Annotated in this window: 27 protein-coding genes; 15 read left to right on the forward strand and 12 right to left on the reverse strand. The window is 43.1% G+C overall.

The window, feature by feature from the left end; all coding sequences use genetic code 11:
* Window positions 1-45: 45 nt before the first annotated feature.
* The 3 genes from G498_RS0105050 to purN all read right to left on the reverse strand — a co-directional run bounded on the left by G498_RS0105050 (window position 46) and on the right by purN (window position 1,777).
* Window positions 46-582 (reverse strand): START domain-containing protein, encoded by a 537-nt coding sequence (locus G498_RS0105050; RefSeq protein ID WP_026980162.1) that lies wholly within the window; start codon window positions 580-582, stop codon window positions 46-48.
* A gap of 102 nt (window positions 583-684) precedes the next feature.
* On the reverse strand, window positions 685-1,164 hold the full coding sequence (rnhA, locus tag G498_RS0105055; RefSeq protein WP_026980163.1) for a ribonuclease HI: 480 nt from the start codon (window positions 1,162-1,164) through the stop codon (window positions 685-687).
* A 49-nt stretch (window positions 1,165-1,213) separates the two neighbouring features.
* Entirely contained in the window at window positions 1,214-1,777 is a 564-nt protein-coding gene (gene purN / locus G498_RS0105060; RefSeq protein WP_026980164.1) for a phosphoribosylglycinamide formyltransferase, read from the reverse strand.
* A 202-nt stretch (window positions 1,778-1,979) separates the two neighbouring features.
* Between purN and G498_RS0105065 the strand changes: the two genes are divergently transcribed.
* From G498_RS0105065 to pyk, 5 genes are all read left to right on the forward strand, one after another.
* On the forward strand, window positions 1,980-2,216 hold the full coding sequence (locus G498_RS0105065) for an acyl carrier protein (RefSeq protein ID WP_026980165.1): 237 nt from the start codon (window positions 1,980-1,982) through the stop codon (window positions 2,214-2,216).
* Window positions 2,217-2,411: 195 nt separating this feature from the next.
* On the forward strand, window positions 2,412-3,665 hold the full coding sequence (gene fabF / locus G498_RS0105070; RefSeq protein WP_026980166.1) for a beta-ketoacyl-ACP synthase II: 1,254 nt from the start codon (window positions 2,412-2,414) through the stop codon (window positions 3,663-3,665).
* 15 nt (window positions 3,666-3,680) lie between these two features.
* Complete coding sequence (gene rnc / locus G498_RS0105075) at window positions 3,681-4,430, forward strand: ribonuclease III (RefSeq protein WP_026980167.1); 750 nt, start codon at window positions 3,681-3,683, stop codon at window positions 4,428-4,430.
* Between the two features lie 94 nt (window positions 4,431-4,524).
* Window positions 4,525-5,010 carry an IPExxxVDY family protein gene (locus tag G498_RS0105080; RefSeq protein ID WP_026980168.1) on the forward strand — a complete coding sequence of 162 codons (486 nt, stop codon included), beginning with the start codon at window positions 4,525-4,527 and terminating at the stop codon, window positions 5,008-5,010.
* Window positions 5,011-5,014: 4 nt separating this feature from the next.
* Window positions 5,015-6,445: a pyruvate kinase gene (gene pyk, locus G498_RS0105085; RefSeq protein WP_026980169.1), complete on the forward strand. Its 1,431-nt coding sequence runs from the start codon at window positions 5,015-5,017 to the stop codon at window positions 6,443-6,445.
* A 59-nt stretch (window positions 6,446-6,504) separates the two neighbouring features.
* Here the strand turns inward: pyk and dinB are convergent, their stop codons facing one another.
* Window positions 6,505-7,587 carry a DNA polymerase IV gene (gene dinB / locus G498_RS0105090; RefSeq protein WP_026980170.1) on the reverse strand — a complete coding sequence of 361 codons (1,083 nt, stop codon included), beginning with the start codon at window positions 7,585-7,587 and terminating at the stop codon, window positions 6,505-6,507.
* Window positions 7,588-7,596: 9 nt separating this feature from the next.
* Complete coding sequence (locus tag G498_RS0105095) at window positions 7,597-9,615, reverse strand: site-specific recombinase (protein ID WP_026980171.1); 2,019 nt, start codon at window positions 9,613-9,615, stop codon at window positions 7,597-7,599.
* 94 nt (window positions 9,616-9,709) lie between these two features.
* Between G498_RS0105095 and G498_RS0105100 the strand changes: the two genes are divergently transcribed.
* Entirely contained in the window at window positions 9,710-10,183 is a 474-nt protein-coding gene (locus G498_RS0105100) for a CYTH domain-containing protein (RefSeq protein ID WP_026980172.1), read from the forward strand.
* On the opposite strand, the gene G498_RS0105105 is transcribed toward G498_RS0105100, so the two are convergent.
* From G498_RS0105105 to G498_RS0105125, 5 genes are all read right to left on the reverse strand, one after another.
* The gene (locus G498_RS0105105) at window positions 10,180-10,635 is read right to left on the reverse strand and encodes a septal ring lytic transglycosylase RlpA family protein (protein ID WP_026980173.1); all 456 of its coding nucleotides are present in this window, start codon (window positions 10,633-10,635) and stop codon (window positions 10,180-10,182) included. The genes G498_RS0105100 and G498_RS0105105 overlap by 4 nt on opposite strands.
* A gap of 78 nt (window positions 10,636-10,713) precedes the next feature.
* Window positions 10,714-11,136 carry a hypothetical protein gene (locus tag G498_RS0105110; protein ID WP_026980174.1) on the reverse strand — a complete coding sequence of 141 codons (423 nt, stop codon included), beginning with the start codon at window positions 11,134-11,136 and terminating at the stop codon, window positions 10,714-10,716.
* A 111-nt stretch (window positions 11,137-11,247) separates the two neighbouring features.
* Window positions 11,248-11,907 carry a hypothetical protein gene (locus tag G498_RS0105115; RefSeq protein WP_026980175.1) on the reverse strand — a complete coding sequence of 220 codons (660 nt, stop codon included), beginning with the start codon at window positions 11,905-11,907 and terminating at the stop codon, window positions 11,248-11,250.
* 83 nt (window positions 11,908-11,990) lie between these two features.
* Entirely contained in the window at window positions 11,991-12,350 is a 360-nt protein-coding gene (locus G498_RS0105120; protein ID WP_026980176.1) for a YraN family protein, read from the reverse strand.
* A 1-nt stretch (window position 12,351) separates the two neighbouring features.
* Window positions 12,352-13,248: a S66 peptidase family protein gene (locus G498_RS0105125; RefSeq protein WP_026980177.1), complete on the reverse strand. Its 897-nt coding sequence runs from the start codon at window positions 13,246-13,248 to the stop codon at window positions 12,352-12,354.
* Window positions 13,249-13,449: 201 nt separating this feature from the next.
* On the opposite strand from G498_RS0105125, the gene G498_RS15355 reads away from it, so the two are divergent.
* From G498_RS15355 to G498_RS0105150, 5 genes are all read left to right on the forward strand, one after another.
* Window positions 13,450-13,986 carry a hypothetical protein gene (locus tag G498_RS15355; protein WP_051269731.1) on the forward strand — a complete coding sequence of 179 codons (537 nt, stop codon included), beginning with the start codon at window positions 13,450-13,452 and terminating at the stop codon, window positions 13,984-13,986.
* 118 nt (window positions 13,987-14,104) lie between these two features.
* On the forward strand, window positions 14,105-16,165 hold the full coding sequence (gene metG / locus G498_RS0105135; protein WP_026980178.1) for a methionine--tRNA ligase: 2,061 nt from the start codon (window positions 14,105-14,107) through the stop codon (window positions 16,163-16,165).
* A 54-nt stretch (window positions 16,166-16,219) separates the two neighbouring features.
* The gene (locus G498_RS0105140; protein WP_026980179.1) at window positions 16,220-16,909 is read left to right on the forward strand and encodes an HAD family hydrolase; all 690 of its coding nucleotides are present in this window, start codon (window positions 16,220-16,222) and stop codon (window positions 16,907-16,909) included.
* The gene (locus G498_RS0105145) at window positions 16,906-17,535 is read left to right on the forward strand and encodes a chloramphenicol acetyltransferase (RefSeq protein WP_026980180.1); all 630 of its coding nucleotides are present in this window, start codon (window positions 16,906-16,908) and stop codon (window positions 17,533-17,535) included. The genes G498_RS0105140 and G498_RS0105145 overlap by 4 nt, the downstream gene beginning before the upstream one ends.
* Complete coding sequence (locus G498_RS0105150) at window positions 17,536-18,438, forward strand: histone deacetylase family protein (RefSeq protein ID WP_026980181.1); 903 nt, start codon at window positions 17,536-17,538, stop codon at window positions 18,436-18,438.
* Between the two features lie 47 nt (window positions 18,439-18,485).
* Here the strand turns inward: G498_RS0105150 and G498_RS0105155 are convergent, their stop codons facing one another.
* Complete coding sequence (locus G498_RS0105155) at window positions 18,486-18,947, reverse strand: HRDC domain-containing protein (protein WP_026980182.1); 462 nt, start codon at window positions 18,945-18,947, stop codon at window positions 18,486-18,488.
* A gap of 5 nt (window positions 18,948-18,952) precedes the next feature.
* Window positions 18,953-19,276 (reverse strand): single-stranded DNA-binding protein, encoded by a 324-nt coding sequence (locus G498_RS0105160; RefSeq protein ID WP_026980183.1) that lies wholly within the window; start codon window positions 19,274-19,276, stop codon window positions 18,953-18,955.
* 300 nt (window positions 19,277-19,576) lie between these two features.
* On the opposite strand from G498_RS0105160, the gene G498_RS0105165 reads away from it, so the two are divergent.
* The 4 genes from G498_RS0105165 to G498_RS0105180 are packed head-to-tail and all read left to right on the forward strand — an operon-like array spanning window position 19,577 to window position 21,905.
* A complete protein-coding gene (locus G498_RS0105165; protein ID WP_026980184.1) occupies window positions 19,577-20,137 on the forward strand; it encodes a YfiT family bacillithiol transferase in 561 nt (186 codons plus the stop codon).
* On the forward strand, window positions 20,134-20,481 hold the full coding sequence (locus G498_RS0105170) for a hypothetical protein (protein WP_026980185.1): 348 nt from the start codon (window positions 20,134-20,136) through the stop codon (window positions 20,479-20,481). The genes G498_RS0105165 and G498_RS0105170 overlap by 4 nt, the downstream gene beginning before the upstream one ends.
* A gap of 10 nt (window positions 20,482-20,491) precedes the next feature.
* Window positions 20,492-21,094 carry a hypothetical protein gene (locus G498_RS0105175; RefSeq protein WP_026980186.1) on the forward strand — a complete coding sequence of 201 codons (603 nt, stop codon included), beginning with the start codon at window positions 20,492-20,494 and terminating at the stop codon, window positions 21,092-21,094.
* Entirely contained in the window at window positions 21,069-21,905 is an 837-nt protein-coding gene (locus G498_RS0105180) for an SDR family oxidoreductase (RefSeq protein ID WP_240470436.1), read from the forward strand. The genes G498_RS0105175 and G498_RS0105180 overlap by 26 nt, the downstream gene beginning before the upstream one ends.
* Window positions 21,906-21,926: the final 21 nt, after the last annotated feature.

Here is a 21,926-nt window from a genome sequence, read left to right on the forward strand (position 1 = left end):
ATTTTGAAGCTGCAAATGTACGATTTTGTTTTGGTTCTGAAAAGCCTATTTTTTGTTAAGATTTTCAACCCGCCTCCGAAGTTCTTTAAACGATTCAAACGGCCCTTTGGTAACTACCATATTCACCATGAAAGCCGGGATGCTTCCGCCGGGATTGCCGTAAATTTGCTGTACTACAAGCGTCTGATCTTCCGTGATTTTTTTCAGATACCAAAACCCTTTAAAATTGGTGAGCCGGACAATGCCTTCTTTTTCTTTGAGAACATTATTGGCCGGAACTATGGTGATGGTTTGTTCATTCCCCTTTTTTATAAGGGTCACGCGGGAAACGTGGTCCCGATCCTGCACCGGCCAGCCCAGATGATGGTTCATGTAAAAAATCCAGCTGGTATCCGAAACCTTGCGAATCAGTTCACTTTTCCGGGTCTTGAAATTCCATTTTTGCAAACTTCTGATGTCGAGAATCTGCTTGGCCACCGTATCGATATTGGCTTTAACGGTCATGATTGCCCTATATTCTTTAAAAGGCGTGGTGTCGAGTTTGGTCAGGTAAATTTTGATTCCTTCTTTGTCTAAAGCCAAATTCGTTTTCTTTTGCGTATACCCTATCTGTATTGCAAAACACAAAAGAAATATGGAGAAAAAAATTATTTGGGACTTTCTCATCCCTTAAAGATATGAAAATCAGAACAATTGATCTGCTTCTTTTTCGTAAAAAGTATCGACGGAAAGTTCTTTTTGCTGGGAAGCCATCACAGCCAGTTCGTCACAGCGCTCGTTCTGCGGATGGTTGTTGTGGCCTTTAATCCATTTGAAGTCGACCTGATGCTTGCGGTAAATTTTCAGAAAACGCAGCCACAAATCCGGGTTCTTTTTTCCTTTAAAACCCGTTTTCTCCCAGCCGAACACCCAGCCTTTGGTAACGGAATCCACCACGTATTTGGAATCGGAAACCACCAGAACTTTTGTGCCCTGATTTTTCAGTTTTTCCAACCCGACGATAACCGCCAACAACTCCATCCTATTATTAGTCGTAAGTCGGAAGCCTTCGTAGAATTCTTTTTTGTACGGCTTGCCCACCCATTCCAATATCACACCATAGCCGCCGGGACCCGGGTTTCCTTTGGCCGCACCGTCAGTGTATATGTGGACTTCGTGGTTCATTTTGGATTATTCGATGATTAGATGATTGGATTGTCAGATGATTAGCTTCCTAAATTTCCAGCAATCTCGCTATCACTTCCGGAAAATGTTTGTATTCCAATTCGTGTACTTTATTGGCGATTGCTTCCGGAGTTTTACAATCTTCTATGTTTACGGAAGCCTGAAAAATGACGGCGCCTTCGTCGTACTGTTCGTTTACATAATGGATAGAGATGCCCGTTTCTTTTTCATGGTTCTCCAGAACCGCTTTGTGGACGTTCATCCCGTACATGCCTTTCCCGCCGTATTTGGGAAGCAGCGCCGGATGTACATTGATGATTTTATTGGGATATTGCGCGATGATTGCTGCCGGAAACATTAACAGAAAACCGGCCAGAACGATTAAATCGGGTTGCAGCTGATTTATTTTCTGCAGTACCGTTCCGTCAGAAAGCTCGGTTTTACTGAAAACCACCGTTTCAACATTGTGATTCTCAGCGCGTTCCAAAACTTTGGCATGCGGATTGTTAGTGAGTACCGCGATTACGTTCCCTTGACTTTTATTTTTGAAATGTAATATGATGTTCTCGGCATTCGAACCCGAACCGGAAGCAAAAATTACTATTTTTTTCATTTATCCTGTAATTTTAAGATTACCCCGAAAACAAGCGTTTTCACACTGCAAAAAAAAGAATAATAAATGATAATAAATAGGAAATGGAAGTCTTTGTAAAATTATTTTTTTTATTTTCGTAGTCACATTTAGTAACAAAAACGTTGTTTTAAAATAAAGTTTTTTATTTTTGCCAACAAATTAAATTTAAAAATTGAAAATTATGTCAGACATTGCATCAAGAGTAAAGGCGATTATCGTAGACAAATTAGGTGTTGACGAAAACGAAGTTGTTTCAGAAGCAAGCTTCACTAACGATTTAGGAGCTGATTCCTTAGACACTGTTGAGCTAATCATGGAATTCGAAAAAGAATTCGACATTCAAATTCCAGACGACCAAGCTGAGAACATCTCTACTGTTGGTCAGGCTATCTCTTACATCGAAGAAGCTAAAAAATAATAACCGATAGACATCCCATGTGTTCGGCGAATGCATGGGTGTTATTATTTTTTGAGTGGCTTTTTTTGATTAAAAAGTGAAAATACTGATTGGGAACAATCAAAAAAATAAAACTTAATTACCCATGTTTCCTTTACAGCATCAGCAAAGTAACATGGGTATTATTTGTTTAAAGACAATTGTAAACGATATATTATGGCATTAAAGCGAGTTGTAGTAACAGGTTTAGGCGCGTTAACCCCGATTGGCAACAACATTCAGGAATACTGGGATGGATTGGTAAACGGAAAGAGCGGTGCTGCCCCAATAACATATTACGATACCGAAAAACACAAAACTAAATTCGCCTGTGAAGTAAAAAACTTCAACATTGAGGATTACATGGATCGTAAAGAAGCTCGCCGATTGGACAGATTTGCCCAATATGCCATCGCTGCGAGTGACGAAGCCATCAAAGATGCCGGAATTACTTTAGAAAATGTAGACAAATACAGAGTAGGTGTCATTTGGGGCGCCGGAATCGGAGGTTTAGAAACGTTCCAGGAAGAAGTAATCAATTATGCAAAAGGTGACGGAACACCGCGTTTCAACCCGTTCTTTATCCCTAAAATGATTGCCGATATTGCACCGGGTCATATTTCCATGCGAAATGGGTATATGGGACCGAATTACACTACTGTTTCGGCTTGTGCTTCCTCTGCGAATGCGTTAGTCGACGCTTTTAACTACATCCGTTTGGGCATGTGCGACGTGATTGTTTCCGGAGGTTCGGAAGCAGCCGTAACCATTGCCGGGATGGGCGGATTCAACTCCATGCAAGCCTTATCCACCCGAAATGACAGTCCGGAAACTGCTTCAAGACCTTTTGATGCTACCCGCGACGGTTTCGTATTGGGAGAAGGTGCAGGAGCCTTGGTTTTAGAAGAATACGAACACGCCAAAGCGCGTGGGGCAAAAATATACTGCGAAGTTGGCGGTGGCGGTTTATCTTCGGATGCTTACCACCTGACCGCTCCGCATCCGGAAGGAATTGGAGTAATTGCTGTAATGCAAAATTGCTTGCGTGATGCAGGCATGAAACCGGAAGAGGTAGATCACATCAACACCCACGGAACATCCACACCGCTTGGAGACGTTGCCGAACTGAAAGCCATCAGCGCGGTTTTTGGCGATCATGCTAAAAACATCAACATCAATTCCACGAAATCGATGACCGGTCACTTATTAGGGGCTGCCGGAGCCATTGAAGCCATTGCTTCGATTTTGGCGATGCAGTACGGTATCGTTCCGCCAACCATCAACCATTCGGTAGTGGACGAAAACATCGATCCGAGCTTAAACCTTACCCTAAACAAAGCGCAAAAAAGAGAAGTGAAAGTAGCCATGAGCAACACCTTCGGTTTTGGCGGTCACAACGCCTGCGTATTGTTTAAAAAATTGGATTTATAATCCTGTTCTTTTGTCATGAAAAGAATCATCAAAAAAATATTTCCAAATTCCCGCTCTGCAGAAGACGGGATTTTTTTTGATGAACTCCAAAAAATATTAGGCTTCCAACCGCTGGACCTTTCCCATTACCGGACGGCCTTCACCCATCGTTCCATGAACCGGACCGATGAAAAAGGCAATCCGTTAAACTACGAGCGTCTGGAATTTTTGGGAGATGCGATGCTGGGTTCGGTCATTGCTGCCCATTTGTTCAACGAAGTGCCTACCGGAGACGAAGGCTATCTTACCAAAATGCGTTCGAAAATCGTAAGCCGCGACCATCTGAACGAATTGGGAAAAGACCTAAACCTCATCAAATACGTAGAAAGCAAAGTGTCGGCGCAGCATTTCGGGGAAAACATCCACGGCAACTTGTTTGAAGCGTTTGTAGGAGCCATCTATCTGGACAAAGGATATGCCTATTGCGAAAAATTCATCCACAAAAAGGTCATCAAGCCTTATGTGGACATTCCGAAACTGGAAGGGAAAGTCATCAGCTACAAGAGTTTGGTCATCGAATGGTGTCAAAAACAAAAAAAAGCATTCCATTACGATGTTTTTGAAGACAACGGAAACGAAGGTATCAAATATTTTGGCGTGAAGCTCACCATCGATGGTAAAATTGTTGCCCGTGCCCGTGCCACTTCCAAGAAAAAAGCAGAAGAAAAAGCTTCACAACGAGCCTATTTTGCCTTTCAGGAAAAAATAGACACCAAAAACAACTAACTACACAACCTTAGGTACTAAATAATCGTTAACAACCAACACTGCTGTTTTTTTCATTGTTTTATGTAGTATATTTACATGACAAAAACAAAAAATGGCCATCATCAAATTACAGATTGACGACTTTATTTCGGCAGATTACGAACTCATCGCCATTCATTCCACGTTGGAAGATTACCGGCTGGCGTATTTCATCAACCAGAAATTGGGCGTGTCTTTTGAAAAGAGCCAAAACGATATCGGGATTCAGATTCCGGAAGGCAAAAGTCATTTTACGCGTTTCATTTTTGATGATGCCGAAAATGAACTGTTCTGGAACCTGATTCCGAACAAAACCAAAGTCATTACCAAACAAACCCAGGCGACTTCCCTCTTCGAAGAAACCGAATTGGACATTACCACCAATTTGTATCTGTTACCGGAGATGAAAAAAGTCGACTATTTGTTGAAAATTGAACAGGTGGACGATTTTTTTGATGCCGACACGCTTATCGACGAGTTGCTGGCCATCAAACAGATTACGACCGCCTATAAAATTGCACAACACAAACTGAAATCGAAAAACAATTTAATATTCTGATACAATGCCAACTAGAAAAAAGACGAAAATTGTAGCGACACTTGGCCCCGCCTGCAGTACCAAAGAAGTGATTAAAGACATGATTGATGCAGGTGTAAACGTTTTTAGAATTAACTTTTCCCATGCCGATTATACCGATGTACAGGAACGCATCGACATCATCAGAAGCCTGAACAAAGAATTTGGCTATACTACTTCAATTCTTGCCGATTTACAGGGACCAAAACTCCGTGTTGGGGTTATGAAAGAGGATGTCGTGGTCAGCAAAGGCGACAAAATTACCTTCACCACCAAAGAAGATATTTTGGGAACCTCCGAGAAAGTCTACATGAACTATAAAGGGTTTCCAAAAGACGTACAGGCCGGCGAACGCATCCTGTTAGACGACGGAAAACTGATTTTTGAAGTGGTGAAAACCGACAAGAAAACCGAAGTTCAGGCTGTCGTAATTCAGGGAGGACCGCTGAAATCCAAAAAAGGGGTTAACCTTCCCAATACCCGCGTATCGTTACCGGCCTTAACGGAAAAAGACATCCGCGATGCGCTGTTTGCCATCAAAGCACAGGTAGACTGGATTGCTTTATCGTTTGTAAGAACGCCGGAAGATTTAAAAGACTTACGCGATCTGATTGCCGCCAATTCCAATCATAAAATTCCGATTATCGCCAAAATTGAAAAACCGGAAGCCGTAGAAAACATCGACAAACTGGTGGCCTATTGCGACGGTTTAATGGTGGCCCGCGGCGATTTGGGTGTGGAAATTCCGGCTCAGGAAGTACCGTTAATTCAGAAAAAACTGGTACACCGGGCCAAAACGGCACGAATTCCGGTAATCATCGCTACCCAGATGATGGAAACCATGATTACGAGTTTAACGCCCACCCGTGCCGAAGTAAACGACGTAGCCAATTCCGTAATGGACGGTGCCGATGCCGTGATGCTTTCCGGCGAAACTTCGGTGGGTAATTATCCGGTACAGGTTATCGAAAAAATGACTCAAATCATTGAAGCGGTGGAGGATTCGCCATTAATTCAGGTACCGCAGAACCAGCCGCAGATTAAAACCAACCGCTATATTACCAAAAACATCTGCTATCACGGCGCCACTTTAGCGAACGACATCAATGCCAAAGCCATTACGACGCTTACCAACAGTGGTTATACAGCTTTCCAGGTTTCCGCCTGGCGACCGCATGCGCATGTTTTGGTGTTTACCTCCAACAAAAGAATTTTAACCCAGTTGAATTTACTTTGGGGTGTTCATGCTTTTTTTTATGACAAATTCGTAAGTACAGACGACACCATCGACGATATCAATGCGATTTGTAAAGAACGAGGCTTTGTGGAAGAAGGCGATTTACTAGTAAACTTAGCAGCCATGCCCGTTACCGCTAAAGGGATGGTGAACACGCTTCGCATCTCCGAAATCGAATAATCAAACATTTTTTAAATACCGAGAAATCCGTTGGCCAGTGCTGACGGATTTTTTTATGCTTAGAAGTCGAATTTCAGCTGCACGACAACCGATTTTTTGGTTTCCGTATTCAAATTGTGTAGTGAAATGCCCAACAAGCGCACCGATTCCTTCAGGCGTTCCTGATACAGCAATTCCTTGGCTGTTTCGGCGATTAAACTCTTGTCGGAAATAAAATACGGCAAGGTTTTGCTGCGGGTTTGCAGGGTAAAATCGGAATATTTGATTTTCAGTGTAACCGTTTTTCCGGCAATTTTACTTTTCTGCAGGCGACGTTCCAGTTCCTTGGCGATATTCTCCAGACGTTCTTCCATAAAAACTTCTGAAGACAGATTCACGCTGAAGGTACGCTCCGCCCCGACAGACTTTAATGTTCTGTTGGGTTTCACCTGACTGTAACTGATGCCTCTGGCCAGATTGTAAAACGACTGGCCGCTGTTTCCGAAATGTTCTTCGAGATATTCCAACGACTTGCTCTTTAAATCGGCACCGGTAAAAATGCCCAGCTGGTACATTTTCTCGGCCGTGACCTTCCCGACCCCATAGAATTTTTTTACGTCCAAGGCTTCCAGAAACGATTCCACCTCATCGGGATTTACCGTTTTCTGGCCGTTGGGTTTGTTGTAATCGGAAGCTATTTTCGCGACAAATTTATTGATGGAAATTCCTGCCGAAGCGGTAAGTCCTACTTCTTCAAAAATACGCCTGCGGATTTCCTGCGCAATCAGGGTGGCGCTCGGGTTGCCTTTTTTGTTTTCCGTTACATCGAGGTAGGCCTCATCTAAGGAAAGCGGCTCGACCAAATCGGTATAATCCAGAAAGATGTGGCGGATTTTTTTGGAGATTTCCTTATACCGGTCAAATCGCGGCCGGACAAAAATGATTTCCGGACAGAGCTTTTTCGCCATATAACCGCTCATGGCGCTGCGGACACCAAATTTTCTGGCCTCATAACTCGCTGCCGAAACCACGCCGCGGACTTCACTGCCGCCAACCGCCAAGGGTTTTCCTTTAAGCGAAGGATTGTCCATCTGCTCCACGGAAGCATAAAAAGCGTCCATGTCGACGTGTATGATTTTCCGATGTCCTGACTCCGAATGCATGCCTCTAAATTACTTCTCTTTAACCGGAAAGAAAAATGCGGCAGGCTGTTTTTTAAAATAGGTCCAAATCGCTTTGTTCAAAAACCGTATCTCCGAAAGCGGAATATTCCGGGAGCGCAATGCCAAGCCTAACGACAGGGAAAAACTTACGATGAAATTCACAAAACCGATTACGCCGATGCCCACAATTCCCCAGAACAGCATCGCCTGCGTAAGTTGAAAATCGGCTCCGTACAACCCTAAAGCCAGATTACCGCTTACAAAGGTGATGTGGCGGACGTCGAAATCCAGCCCTAAAAAAGCCCCAACCGAAGCAGTACTCCCCATAAACACCCCGAACCAGAAATTTGAGATTACACCGGGCCAGTTGTTTTCAATCCAATTGGCAAAGCGTTTTGTTTTATCTACGCCAAAGGTCATTTTCAGAAACGGGTGTTCCTGTATGCGGTAATACACCTGATGATGCTTGTTCCGGTTGGATACACTTCCGGAAATAATCCCGGAAAGAAACAGAAACACTCCGGCAATCGCAGCATGAAAAATAGCAGGAGAAGCTATCGGACTGATATCGGCAATCAATTTGGGCCATTTGGTTTCGGCTATATTATAATGAAAGGCTAAATCAATTAACCAGATGCCCGCTAAGGCAACCGGAAAGGCAACAAATACATTCCCCACAAAAGCAATAAACTGGGACCGGAACAAACGGGCAAACAAATGGGCAAACGAACTGTGTTTCTCGCCGTTCTTATTCGGTCTTTTCATCCCTATTTCCAAGGCCTTCGCAATTGTGGCGGCGGTCATGGCGGGCTGTTTTGTGGCCAGCGCATATCCCAACAGGAAAATCGTAATGAAGCCAAAAGCATAATTCATACTGTACAGAAACGCATGCCCGAAGTAACTGGTTTCAATTTTTCCCAACATCACTTTAAAGATACACAGAAAACCCACCACCAGTCCGGCACCCATGGCCGCCCGGAGCATCTGGAAATACTCTTTGGGTGTTTCGGTTATATAATGTTCTCCTGTTTTAGCGGTATGCTGTGTAATTTCGTAAGACAACAGTTGTGTGCTGTCATTAATCAGTTTTCCGACATTGTTCTTGTAACAATTGTACTTGATTAACTTTAAGGCCAATTGAATGAGGTTCTCTTCTTTTTCCGAGGCGGTGGTTCCGACCAAAAGCGGCATCAGCACTTTCAAGCGGTACAACTGCTGACGGATCCGCAAGAGGCTTTGGTTTACTTTTATGGAAATGCCGTATTTGGAACTGTTCGCAAAGGCCCTTTCCACATATTCCACACATTGTCGGTGCAAAACCACGAATTGGCGGTAATGCAAATCGTCACTGTTCAGGGAAGCGGTTTGTCGCACCTGTTGTTCAATCTGAAGGAATTCCTTTTCCATCGCCACAAAAGGACTGTCGAATGCGTCGTACTCCGGAACCATTTTAATCACATCGTTCTCCATCGCCCGGCCGCTCATTCGTTGGGTAAGCAAGCCCATCCCGTTTAAAAGTTCCGATAAGGGCGTGTCTTCTTTCGCAGAGGAAAATACCTCGGAAAGTTCCAAAAGGCGGAAAAGGCGGTGAAGCTCTTCTTTAGGGATATGGTTGACCCAAATCGTATCCGTATCCAGATAAAAAACCTGATTTAAAACGTATTCCAGCGTGTCTTTTTGAGGCTGAAACGGCAATATTTTTGCGGTGAGCCGTTTCTTTACCTCATAAATAAAATCGGAGTCCTTGAGAATTCCGGCATCGGAAAGCATGCGGCTGAATTTCCGGTTGGCAAAAACATTTCGGATGTACCGGATAAAAAGGCCTTTCTCAATAGGATTTTCTGCAAGAAACAACAGCAGGCTTTCCAGCGAAACCCGTTCCTCTTTTGGTTTGTGAGGCCGGAAAAAATGTACCAAATCGACGAGAAAATCAAGATCCTGAGAGGCAGCATAGTTCCCGTTACTGAAATGATTTTCGAACAGTTCGGCTATATTTTGTCTGGCTTTTACACGCTTTCCTAAATTCATGTGTTTCCTTTTGGCATTCAACTGAAGTAAAAATACGACAAGAGCCGTTATTTTTTCTTAACTTGCTCCTAAAATATGTTAATTTCTTTACCAAATGCAGGAAATAGAGCGCAAATTTCTGGTAACGTCTGAAGAATTTAAAACTCTTGCTTTTACCCAAAACCGCGTTGTTCAGGGCTATCTGAATTCACATCCGGAGCGCACTGTACGCGTTCGCATCAAAGGAAACAAAGGTTTTTTAACCGTTAAAGGAAAGGGGAACGAAGCCGGAACTACCCGTTTGGAATGGGAAAAAGAAATTCCTCTGACCGACGTCGAACTGCTTTTACCGCTTTGTGAAAAAGGCGTAATCGACAAAATCCGTTACGAGGTTAACGTTGGGAAACACGTATATGAAGTGGATGTTTTCTTGGGTGACAACGAAGGACTGATTATCGCCGAAATTGAACTTTCATCCGAAACCGAACCTTTCGAAAAACCGGAATGGCTGGGCGAAGAAGTGACCGGAGACGTGCGCTATTACAACGCCTATCTAAGCCAGCATCCGTTTCAAAACCGGAAAGATTAATCTTTAACGATTTCCAAATCCACATCTAAGAAACCTCTTCCTTTAGCGTGGGTGATTTCCGTGAAAGCTTTTTTGGTCAGATCGATTTCCCTACCACGGGTAAACGGACCTCTGTCGGTAATGGTAACAATTACGGACTTTTTATTAACAGGATTGGTTACCCTGACTTTGGTACCAAAAGGCAATTTTTTATGGGCTGCCGTTAGTTTGGAATTGTCGAAACGCTTCCCGCTGGCTGTCTTTCTGCCGTTGAATTTGTCGTGGTAATACGATGCGTGTACTCCTCTTTTGTATGGCCGGTATTTTATCGCTGATGATAAGGTATCAACAGACAACGTGTCTTGTTGCGGTTTTTTAGAGGTGAAATCGGCATGAATTTTTTCACTGGTAAAACTACTGGCGAAAAAAATAAATACGAAAAGTAACAGGATTGGAGCAATAACTTTTTTCATGTTTTATTTTTTTGGTCAACAACTGTTTCAAGAAATATGCCACAGATAAAAAATGCCCTGAATCCGGGCATTCTTTTTTTAATTAAACCAATTTGTCCAGGGAATACGGCTCAGGATAAACAACAACCCGGCCAAATACAAAAAGGCTATTTTCTTAAACTTTCCGGTATCGCTTGCCTCTTTTTTGTGTTTCGACCATCCGATGGTAATTAATGTAATGGCCAATATATTGATAAGCGGATGTTCTAAGGAGGTTAATCGGGCTTCTGCTTCCATATTGCCCAACAGACTGAAACCGATTGGCGATACAAAATACACTGCCAAACCTAAAATCAACTGCAAATGGCAAAGGATTAATGCAAACAAAGCCATCATTTTATCTTTTTTCTCGAATGCTTTTTTCGAGGAATAGCCCAAAAACGCGTTAGCTACCGCCAACACTAAGGCCAACAATGCCAAATAGGCAATTCCGGAATGTGCTTTTTGAATAATTTCGTACATAATTTCAGTTTTGATGATTAACAAATATATTGAATTAAAAATAAAACCCACCTGTTTTACCGCAGATGGGTTTTATTTTATATTGAGTCTATATTAGTTTTTTTATACTAACTAAATGTTTTTCAGATCTTTAATTACTTTAAAAGCCAAATCAACCTGTTCTTCACTTACGATGATGGTAAATTCAAAATTGGTCGAAATTACTTCGCAGATATTGATTCCTTCCCAGGCCAATCGCTGGAAAACATAATAAAACAAACCGGGAACACCTACGTTGTCTTTTGGAAGTTTAACGGTAACCGAAGCCAGTTTGTCTACTTTTTGCAACCATTTTTCATCCGCGAAATGCTTATCCATAATATGACTCACGGAATCACTCACAATGATGTTGGTTTCATTAACACCTCTGGAAGAGGTATAAAAAACGTCCGGAAGGTTACTGATTTCGGAGATAAACTCCGCCTGACGGCTCAACACCCTCGGATTAATTGTAAAGTTGTAATCCACAAGGGAGGAACGTACGGTGATTTCCCCTAAATTTTTGAGAACACGTTCTACTTTGTGGTTCAGTTTAAACTCCAGCTCTTCTGACAATCTTTTTAAAGCCATCACAATTGCCCCCTGTTTCACTTCTTTATCCATTTCCTGCTCCAGTTCCGGCTGCATAACGCGGGCTAAAGAGGTCAGATTGACAATTCCTAACGACAGGCCGTTAAGTAAAAAAGGCTTGTTTTTAATGTAGTTTTCAACAACTGAAGATATGGTTTTCATTGTAGGTAATTTGGTTTGTTTGTTGTGTTTAAAAAATTTTGGTAATTTATAATTAAAAACAATTTGTTAGAGTTATAACAGTGTTAAAAATGATAAAATGCATTTTCAAGATGCTCAACTTGTAATTTGGTTGCGTCATTTTTTACGGCAATGATGTCAAATCGTATGTTAAAATCCAGATTTTTCGTACCAACATACTCATTCACAGCTTTTACCAGCAACTTAATTTTTTTTTGATTTACAAAATTTTGGGGATCGCCGTATTCGGTATTAGAACGCGTTTTTACTTCAACTATTGCCAAAACATCGTTTTTCTTGGCTATGATGTCGATTTCCGCCTTCTGAAAAACCCAGTTACGCTCCAGAATTTCATAGCCTTCTTTCTTTAAAAAAACAACTGCGGCCTCCTCGCCTTGCTTCCCTAACTCGTTATGTGCCGCCATCTTATTTGAAGTCTAAAATGATTTTGTCCTTCGTTACTTCAAACTCGACTTCTTTGCCCAATATCAACGTACGGTTGTCTTTTTGATGTCCGGACGGAAAATAAAAACAAACCGGTATCTTGTAGTCTTTAGCTATTTCCGAAATGATGCCCACTTCATTCTGACCAAAAGGAATCTCGTTGTCGTGCATATCGGTCATGCTGCCAACTATTAATCCTTTCAGATTTTCGAAGTAACCGTTTCGTTTCAGGTTTTGCATCATTCGGTCGATATGGTACAGGTATTCATCCAAATCTTCGATAAAAAGAATTTTGCCTTTGGTATCCAACGACGATTGAGAACCCAACAAACTGTACAAAATAGACAAATTTCCTCCGACAAGCTGCCCTTTCGCCTTTCCCTGAAACTCATAGCCTTTCGATTCGATTTCATACCTGATTTTCTCACCAAAAAGAGCTTTCCTCAGGGTTTCCTTAACTTCTTCAGGCGCTTTGGGAACCGTAAACGGCATTATGGAATGTATCGAGGCTATGCCCAAGGTATTCAGATGACTGTGCAAAACCGTAACATCGCTAAAGCCCATAATCCATTTCGGATGTTTTTTGAATTTTGAAAAGTCGAGGCTGTCGATGATGCGAACGGTTCCGTAACCGCCGCGGGCGCACCATATCGCTTTGATGTTGTCATCATCTAACATTTCCTGTAAATCGGCAGTGCGCTCTTTATCGGTACCGCCCAACTGACAGCTGTCCAGCCCGATGGTCTTGCCTAATTTTGCTTCTAACCCCCATGATTTCAATAAATCGATAGCGGCTTGTGCTTCTTCGGGAAAAAATTTCCGTGCGGTACAAACGATACCCACTGTATCGCCTTTTTTAAGATAAGGTGGAATTTTCATGCGTTTTTGAGAATAACTCTCAAAACTAACCATAAATAGAATAGCTGTCAACAATATTTTAAAAAATACGATTCTCATACACCTCAAAATACAGTATAACAGTTTATCCCAATTAACTTCCTAAAGTTAACGACTTTAATTTAACTTTTACTATAATTTTTAATACGAAAGTTATTCCTATTTTTGAAAAAACATAAAAAGATGAAATTATTTCCCTTAAGTGTCATTGCTGTTTCTTTTTTGGTTTCCTGTCAGAAGGAAACTAAACCATCTGAAAAAATCAGCGCAAAAGTATCCGATAGTGTTGCTGCTGTTATAGCCTCAGAATATGAAACAACCTTACGACAGATGGCAGCACCGGCACAAAACACCCAGGCGCCAATAACTGTAAATCCTAATCCGACAACAGCCACAACAGTTCAGGCGACCAAACCGGGCATGAATCCTCCACATGGCCAACCCGGTCACCGCTGCGACATTGCTGTAGGCGCGCCCTTAAACAGTAAACCGGCCGCAACCGGCAACACTCAAGCGATGAAATTCACACCACCGACAACCACCGGACAAACCCAAAATATTACAGCGCCAAGTGGCACACCAGCCATTTTACAACCTAATGCAGAAGCCCCGAAACCGGTTCCTCAAAAAACACTCGAAGGCTGGCAAGGCAAAGCAAATCCCGCACACGGACAGGAAGGCCACCGCTGCGATGTAAAAGTTGGCGATCCGTTGCCATAAAAAGTACAAACCACCCCAAAAGGTGGTTTTTTTATCCCTAATAAACAAGTATTCTCCCGTTACCATATAAAAGGTTGCGATTTGTTATGTATTTTTGCACTCTAATTGAAAAATTACGATGATACAAAATCCTAAAAGATATACCATTACCGCTGCGTTACCCTACACCAACGGTCCGATTCACATTGGACATTTGGCCGGTGTTTATGTGCCTTCCGATATTTATGCCCGCTTTCTTCGCTTACAGGGGAAAGATGTGGCTTTTATCTGCGGAAGCGACGAACACGGGGTGGCCATTTCTATGAAAGCCAGAAAAGAAGGGATTACCCCTCAGGAAGTCATCGACAAATACGACGGCATCATTCGGAAATCGTTTGAAGATTTTGGGATTTCGTTTGACAACTATTCCCGAACCTCATCAGCCATTCATCATAAAACCGCTTCGGAATTTTTCAGAAAACTGTACGACGAAGGCAAATTCATCGAAGAAGTAACCGAACAACTGTACGACGAAAAAGCCGATCAGTTTCTGGCCGATCGTTTCGTAACCGGAACCTGTCCGAAATGCGGCAACGAAGAAGCGTACGGCGATCAGTGTGAAAAATGCGGATCGTCCTTAAATGCTACGGACTTGATCAACCCGAAATCGACCATTACCGGCACCAAACCCGTTTTAAAATCCACCAAACACTGGTTTTTACCGTTAGACCAATACGATGCGTTCTTGCGCGAATGGATTCTGGAAGGTCATAAAAACGACTGGAAACCGAATGTATACGGACAAGTAAAATCGTGGCTGGAAGACGGTTTGCGTCCGAGAGCCGTAACCCGCGATCTGGATTGGGGCATCGATGTTCCGGTGGAAGGCGCCGAAGGCAAAAAACTGTACGTGTGGTTTGATGCGCCGATCGGATACATTTCCTCCACCAAAGAATGGGCCGCCCGCGTAGGCAAGGACTGGGAACCGTACTGGAAATCCGAAGATACCAAACTGGTGCACTTTATCGGAAAAGACAACATCGTGTTCCACTGCGTGATTTTCCCGGCGATGTTAAAAGCAGAAGGCTCGTATATTTTACCGGATAACGTTCCGGCCAACGAATTCCTGAACTTAGAAGGCAACAAATTGTCCACGTCGAAAAACTGGGCGGTTTGGCTGCACGAATATTTATTGGATTTCCCTGAAAAACAAGACGTTTTGCGTTATGCTTTAACGGCAAATGCTCCGGAAACCAAAGACAACGATTTTACCTGGAAAGATTTTCAGGCGCGCAACAACAACGAGTTGGTGGCCATCTTCGGGAATTTCATCAACCGCGTGGTGGTGCTGACCAACAAATATTACAACGGTGATATTCCTGAGCCGAACGAACTGACCGAAATCGACGCGCAAACCTTAGCAGAACTGAAAGCCTATCCGGCGGTGATTGCTTCTTCTGTGGAACGCTACCGTTTCCGTGAAGCCTTAGGGGAATTAATGAACGTGGCGCGATTAGGAAACAAATATTTAGCCGACGAAGAGCCTTGGAAAATCGTAAAAGAAAATCCGGCTCGTGTACAGACACAAATGTATGTGGCGTTGCAAATTGCCGCAGCTTTAAGTGTTTTAGCCGAACCGTTTTTACCGTTCACCGCTGCCAAACTGAAAAACATCTTAAAATTGAACAACAATTTTAACTGGAACGACATCAACAACAAATCGGATTTAATTCCTGCCGGCCACCAGATTGGAGAAGCGGAACTGTTGTTCGCCAAAATAGAAGACGACGAAATTCAAAAACAAATCGACAAATTGGAAGCAACCAAAGTAGCCAACAAAGCCGAAAACGCGAAAGCCGAACCCCAAAAAAACATCATCACCTTTGACGATTTTGCCAAAGTGGATTTGCGCATCGGCACCATTATCGAGGCCGAAAAAATGCCGAAAGCCAACAAACTTTTAGTTTTGAAAGTGGATACAGGTATCGACGTGCGCACCATCGTTTCCGGAATTGCCGAGCATTTCACTCCGGAAGAAATCATCGGAAAACGCGTAACGGTTTTAGTGAATTTGGCCCCGAGAGCTTTACGCGGCGTGGAAAGCGAAGGGATGTTGCTGCTCACCAATACGGCCGACGGCAAACTGGTTTTTGTTAACCCGGATGCGGAAGGCGTAAGCAACGGCGCCATGATTAGTTAAATGCAAACACAACCCTTTTAGTACTGCTGAAAGGGTTTTTTCATACCGAAACTTATGAATGTAAAAGTAATCGCCTTCGATGCGGACGACACCTTGTTCATCAACGAACCGTATTTCGAAGAAACCGAAAAAAAATTCTGCGGCTTGATGAGCCATTACCTGTCTGCCCAGAGTTTATCGCAGGAACTGTTAAAAACGCAGGTCGACAATTTACCATTGTACGGCTACGGTATCAAAGGCTATGTGCTTTCGATGATTGAAACCGCCATTAAAGTTTCTGACGGCACCATCAGCACCAAAGGCATCCAGAAAATCACCGATTTGGGCAAAGAACTGATTCAAAAACCCATCGAATTGCTGGACGGCGTGGAGGAAACCCTGCAGTCCTTACAGGGCAAATACAAACTCGTGGTCGCCACCAAAGGCGATCTGAAAGACCAGCAGCGTAAACTGCACGATTCCGGCTTAGGCCCTTATTTCCACCATATTGAAGTTATGGCCGACAAGCAGGAAGTTAATTATGAAAAACTGCTCGCCCGTTTGGAGGTCAAACCGGAAGAATTTTTCATGATCGGCAATTCCCTGAAATCCGATGTGCTGCCGGTTTTGAATATCGGCGGATATGCCGTTCACGTGCCGTTTCACACTACCTGGGCGCACGAGCGCATCGACCATGAAATCGTGCATCCGAATTTTTATGCCACGGAAAAAATTACCGACGTTTTACCCATTCTCTTAAAATGAAGCAGAAACTCGACCTCAACACCTGGAACCGCAAAACCCATTTCGAGTTCTTCAGCAACTTTGAAGAGCCTTTCTACGGCCTGACGTTTGCGGTAGATTGCACCAAAGCCTACGAAACGGCCAAAGCCAAAAAGATTTCGTTTTTCATTTATTACCTGCACAAAACGCTGGCCGCTGTGAATGAAATTGAAAATTTCCGTTACCGGATTTTGGACGGTGAGGTGTTTCTTTACGATACAATCAATGCTTCGCCCACCATTATGCGGGAAGACAAAACCTTTGGCTTTGCCCTGACGGAGTACTTTCCCGAAATTGAGGAATTTAACGAAAAAACCATATTGGAAATCAAGCGCATACAAAACACCAAAGGGCTGTTTACCCGTGATTTTACAGGCGAATACAACCTGATTCATTTCTCCTCGATTCCGTGGGTGGATTTTACTTCGGTTTCCCATGCCCGCAGTTTTACGTTTCCCGACAGTTGCCCGAAAATTTCGTTTGGGAAAATGACGGAAACAGACGGTAAAAAATCCATGCCGATGTCGGTACACGTGCATCACGGGCTGGTGGACGGTTACCATGTTGGGCTGTTTGCGGAAACGTTTCAAAAACTAATGGATTTGTAAATGTTCCCGATTGCCTATCACCCGATTTACAAGCATCCGCTTCCGGAAGGCCACCGCTTTCCGATGCTCAAATATGAACTGTTGCCCCAACAGCTTTTACACGAAGGAATCGTAACCGAAAATGCCTTTTTCGAACCGGGTTTACCGGACCTGCAACACATTTTAGCCGTTCACAAAAAAGAATACGTCGATGATTTGCTCAATCTTACGCTGGATGCACGGGCTGTTCGAAAAATCGGTTTCCCACTTTCCGCCGAATTGGTGGAACGCGAGTTGCGATTGGCACAAGGCACAATCTCAGGCGCTGAAAAAGCACTGCAGACCGGAATTGCTTTCAACATAGCCGGAGGTACCCATCACGCCTATTCGAATCGCGGTGAAGCCTTTTGTTTACTGAACGACCAAGCCATCGCCGCACAATATTTATTGGACCAAAAATTTGCCAAAAAAGTTTTAATAGTCGATTTGGATGTGCACCAAGGTAACGGAACCGCGGAAATATTCCAGCACAACGAAAAAGTTTTTACGTTTTCGATGCACGGGAAATCCAATTATCCCTTTAAAAAAGAAAAATCCGATTTGGATATTGAACTGCACGACAACACCGACGATTCAAAATTTTTAGCACTGCTGCACAACACATTACCGTACCTGATTGAGACTCAAAAACCGGATTTTGTCTTTTACCTCAGTGGTGTGGATATTCTGGCAACAGACAAATTGGGAAAACTTGGCTGTTCGCTGAAAGGGTGCAAAGAGCGGGATACTTTTGTACTCGCAACCTGTCACCAACACGGCATTCCGGTTCAGGTGAGCATGGGAGGCGGTTATTCTCTGGATATTAAAACCATTATTGAGGCACACGCCAACACTTATCGTGTGGCCGCAGACCTGTATCATTAAAAACAAAAAAGTAAACCACCGACTACCCAGCCGGTGGTTTTACAAACCTAAACAGCGTTCAGCAAAGCAATAATGTCTTCCCCAAACCTCTGTGCTTTCTTTTCCCCAAACCCTTTAATGTTCTTTAAAGCTTCCATTGTGGTGGGTTGGTGAAAGGCGATATTAATCAGTTCCGAATTATGGCAGACCATGTATTTGGGCACCTTCAATTCGTTGGCTTTATCGGTGCGCCAGTCTTTTAGGCATTCTAATATGTATTGGGCACCCGGTGTCAAATCGGATTCTTCTACTTCCTTGATTTTTTCTTTGACAATTTTTACTCCTGAAGGCCGGGTTTCGCAGACTTCATAATGAAGGAGTATCGACCAGTAGGGCGCATCTAAGCCGGATTCCACTAAATATTCGGAAGATTTGATGTATACGATTTCCTGGAGAAAATCATTCAGCTTTTTTTGATCCGACTGGAAAAAGTCCGGATTCGTTCGTAAGGTAAAAACCTGGATGTTCATCGGGCTTATTTTCCTAACAACAAAATTTCGTTGGCAACGACTTCCGTTATATAGCGTTTGTTCCCGTCTTTATCGTCGTAACTTCTGTGTGTAAGTTTTCCTTCTATGGCAATTTCTTTTCCTTTTTCGACATATTTCTCGATGATTTCCGCTACATTTCCCCAGGCGGATACGCGATGCCACTCCGTCTGTTCTATTTTTTCTCCTTTGTCGTTGTAATAGTAATCATTAGTGGCCACTGTAAAATTGGCTACTTTGCGATCTCCGCTTACGGTTTTAACTTCCGGATCTTGTCCCACATTCCCGATTAATTGTACTTTGTTTTTCATGGCGTTTAAATTTAAAATGTTATTGTTAAAAAATTTGCCGAAGAACCATACTTGTTTTCGACAGCACAAAGATTGAACAACCTGCAAATTGTATTCGGTTGCTAAGCATTTACTTTCGTTTGTAACCGTTTGTTGTCGTTTGTTTTCAGGAAATTTCTTATATTTGAAGTTGAATTGTACAAAAGTTGATTCCTCCTTAGCCCTGATTGCAGTGGAAATCCCGCTTGCGGATTGCAACGGAAAGCAGGAAAACGGAATCCCGATAAGAACCGAGCCATTCGCTCCAAAAAAATAAAAGCCATGCAAAACACTTTTGATTTAGAAGCCCTACAATTTCCCATCGGACGGTTTTCCTGTCCAACCGATATTCGACGGGAAGATTTGGAACACTGGAAAACTTCGCTGCGTGAATTTCCGGCACAATTAAACGCCGTTTTACAACCACTTACGCCTGCGCAACTGAATTGGCACTACCGCCCGGAAGGCTGGACCATCAAACAGGTCGTGCATCATTTGGCCGACAGCCATATCAATGCTTTTACACGACTCAAACTCACCCTCACCGAAGATGCTCCTGTTATCCGTCCCTATGAGGAAGCGCTTTGGGCACAACTTCCCGACGGAGTAAAAGACGACCTTACCGCCTCCCTGAAAATTATTGAAGGCATTCACGAGCGTTGGTTTTACTTGTTGAACCATTTAACGGAAACCGAGTGGGATAAAATGTATTTCCATCCGCAGCACCAAAGGCTGGTTGGGCTGAAAGAAATGCTGGGGCTGTACGATTGGCACGGCAGGCATCATTTGGCGCACATCAGACAGGCTATTTTTCACGAAGGCAATTTCAATGTACAGCCATGAAAGTCTGTTTGGAATGCAACGACAGTATTGTAGGACGGGAAGACAAAAAATTTTGCGGAGACGGCTGCAGAAATTCTTACAATAACAGACAAAATAAGGATGCCACGAATCTTATGCGCAATATTAATAACAAGTTAAGAAAAAATTACCGTATTTTGTGTGAACTGAATCAGGAAGGAAAATCCAAAATTGGCAAAAACAAATTAATAGCCAAAGGGTTTGATTTTGAGTTTTTCACTTCTGTATACATTACCCGAAACGGGAATACCTATCACTTTCTTTACGATCAGGGATACAGAAGTCTTGAAAACGACTGGTTCATGTTAGTCAAAAAAGAAACTTAACGAAACTAAAATGATACGATTTTATCCCAACGAGGAATTTAGAGAAATTCAGGTAGCCGGAAATCGCAAAAGAAGATATGCCATATCGAACATGGGACGCCTGATGAGTTTTAGAGAAGACATGAAAGACGGAATCCTTATAAAAGGAGGTATTGCAGACGGATACCGGATTTTACGATTGGACAATTGGACTAACGGGGTCAAAACCACTCAATACTACATGTTATACAAACTGGTTGCCGAATTTTTTGTCCCTAAAACTGCAGAGAATCAGGAATATGTAATCCATCTGGATTTTAGCAGAGACAACGACAAAGCGTCCAATCTGAAATGGGTTACTTACGAAGAAAAAATGGAGCATTACAGCAAAAGCCCGCATGTAATTGCCGGACGTAAGAAAACAGTTGCCCACAATATCAAGGCCGATGGCAGAAAACTTACGGAAACCACGGTCATTCGTCTGAAAAGAATCCTTTTAGATCCGAACCGAAAAACCAGAATCCGAATCCTGGCCAAACAATTCGGCGTGAGTGAAATGCAGCTCTACCGTATCAAATCGGGGGAAAACTGGGGCCATATTAAGGTCAATGTCCCTCAGAAGAAAGAAGAATAACATGCCGACTGTTTCCATTTTAGGTTGTGGCTGGCTGGGGCTGCCTCTGGCCGAACGGTTACTTGCAAAAGGTTATGCCGTAAACGGTTCCACTACTACGGCTGAAAAACTGACGGTTTTAACCGAAAAAAAGATAAACGCCTTTCAGATTGCGCTTACGGAACAGGAGGTTACGGGAAACCTTCAGGATTTTTTGGCTAATGCGGAGGTTTTGGTTATCGCTATACCGCCGAAATTACGCGCTGCAACTTCCGCTCCTTTTGCTGGAAAACTGGAAATCTTGCTGCCGTATCTTGAACAATCACCGGTTAAAAAAGTGCTTTTTATTAGTTCTACCGCCGTATATCCTGACGAAGTTTCCTACAACAAGGTAACGGAAAGTTATATTCCCAACCCGGATACCGAAAGCGGCAAACAGCTGTTACAGGCCGAAAAGCTTCTACAGAACAACCCCAACTTTCAGACGACTGTTTTGCGTTTCGGCGGACTCATCGGCGAAGACCGTCATCCGGTAACCCATTTGGCCGGAAAAGAAAATATAGCGAATCCTGAGGCTCCGGTTAACCTTATTCATCAGGAAGACTGCATCGGCATCATCCTAAGAATACTTGAAACGGAAAGCTGGGGCGAGCAACTCAACGCAGTGGCTCCTTATCATCCGGCACGGGAAGCCTACTATTGCAAAAAAGCTGCCGAAATGCAGTTGCCTTTGCCTACATTTGCCCACGGAAAACTTTCTGTCGGAAAAATAATTTCTTCCGAAAAAATACAGGACGTTTTACACTATTCGTTTCGCAAAACCGATTTTTAACCGTGCTGAAAAAACTCCATC

Origin of the sequence: Flavobacterium suncheonense GH29-5 = DSM 17707 (assembly GCF_000430025.1) — a bacterium.
GTDB classification, from domain to species: domain Bacteria; phylum Bacteroidota; class Bacteroidia; order Flavobacteriales; family Flavobacteriaceae; genus Flavobacterium; species Flavobacterium suncheonense.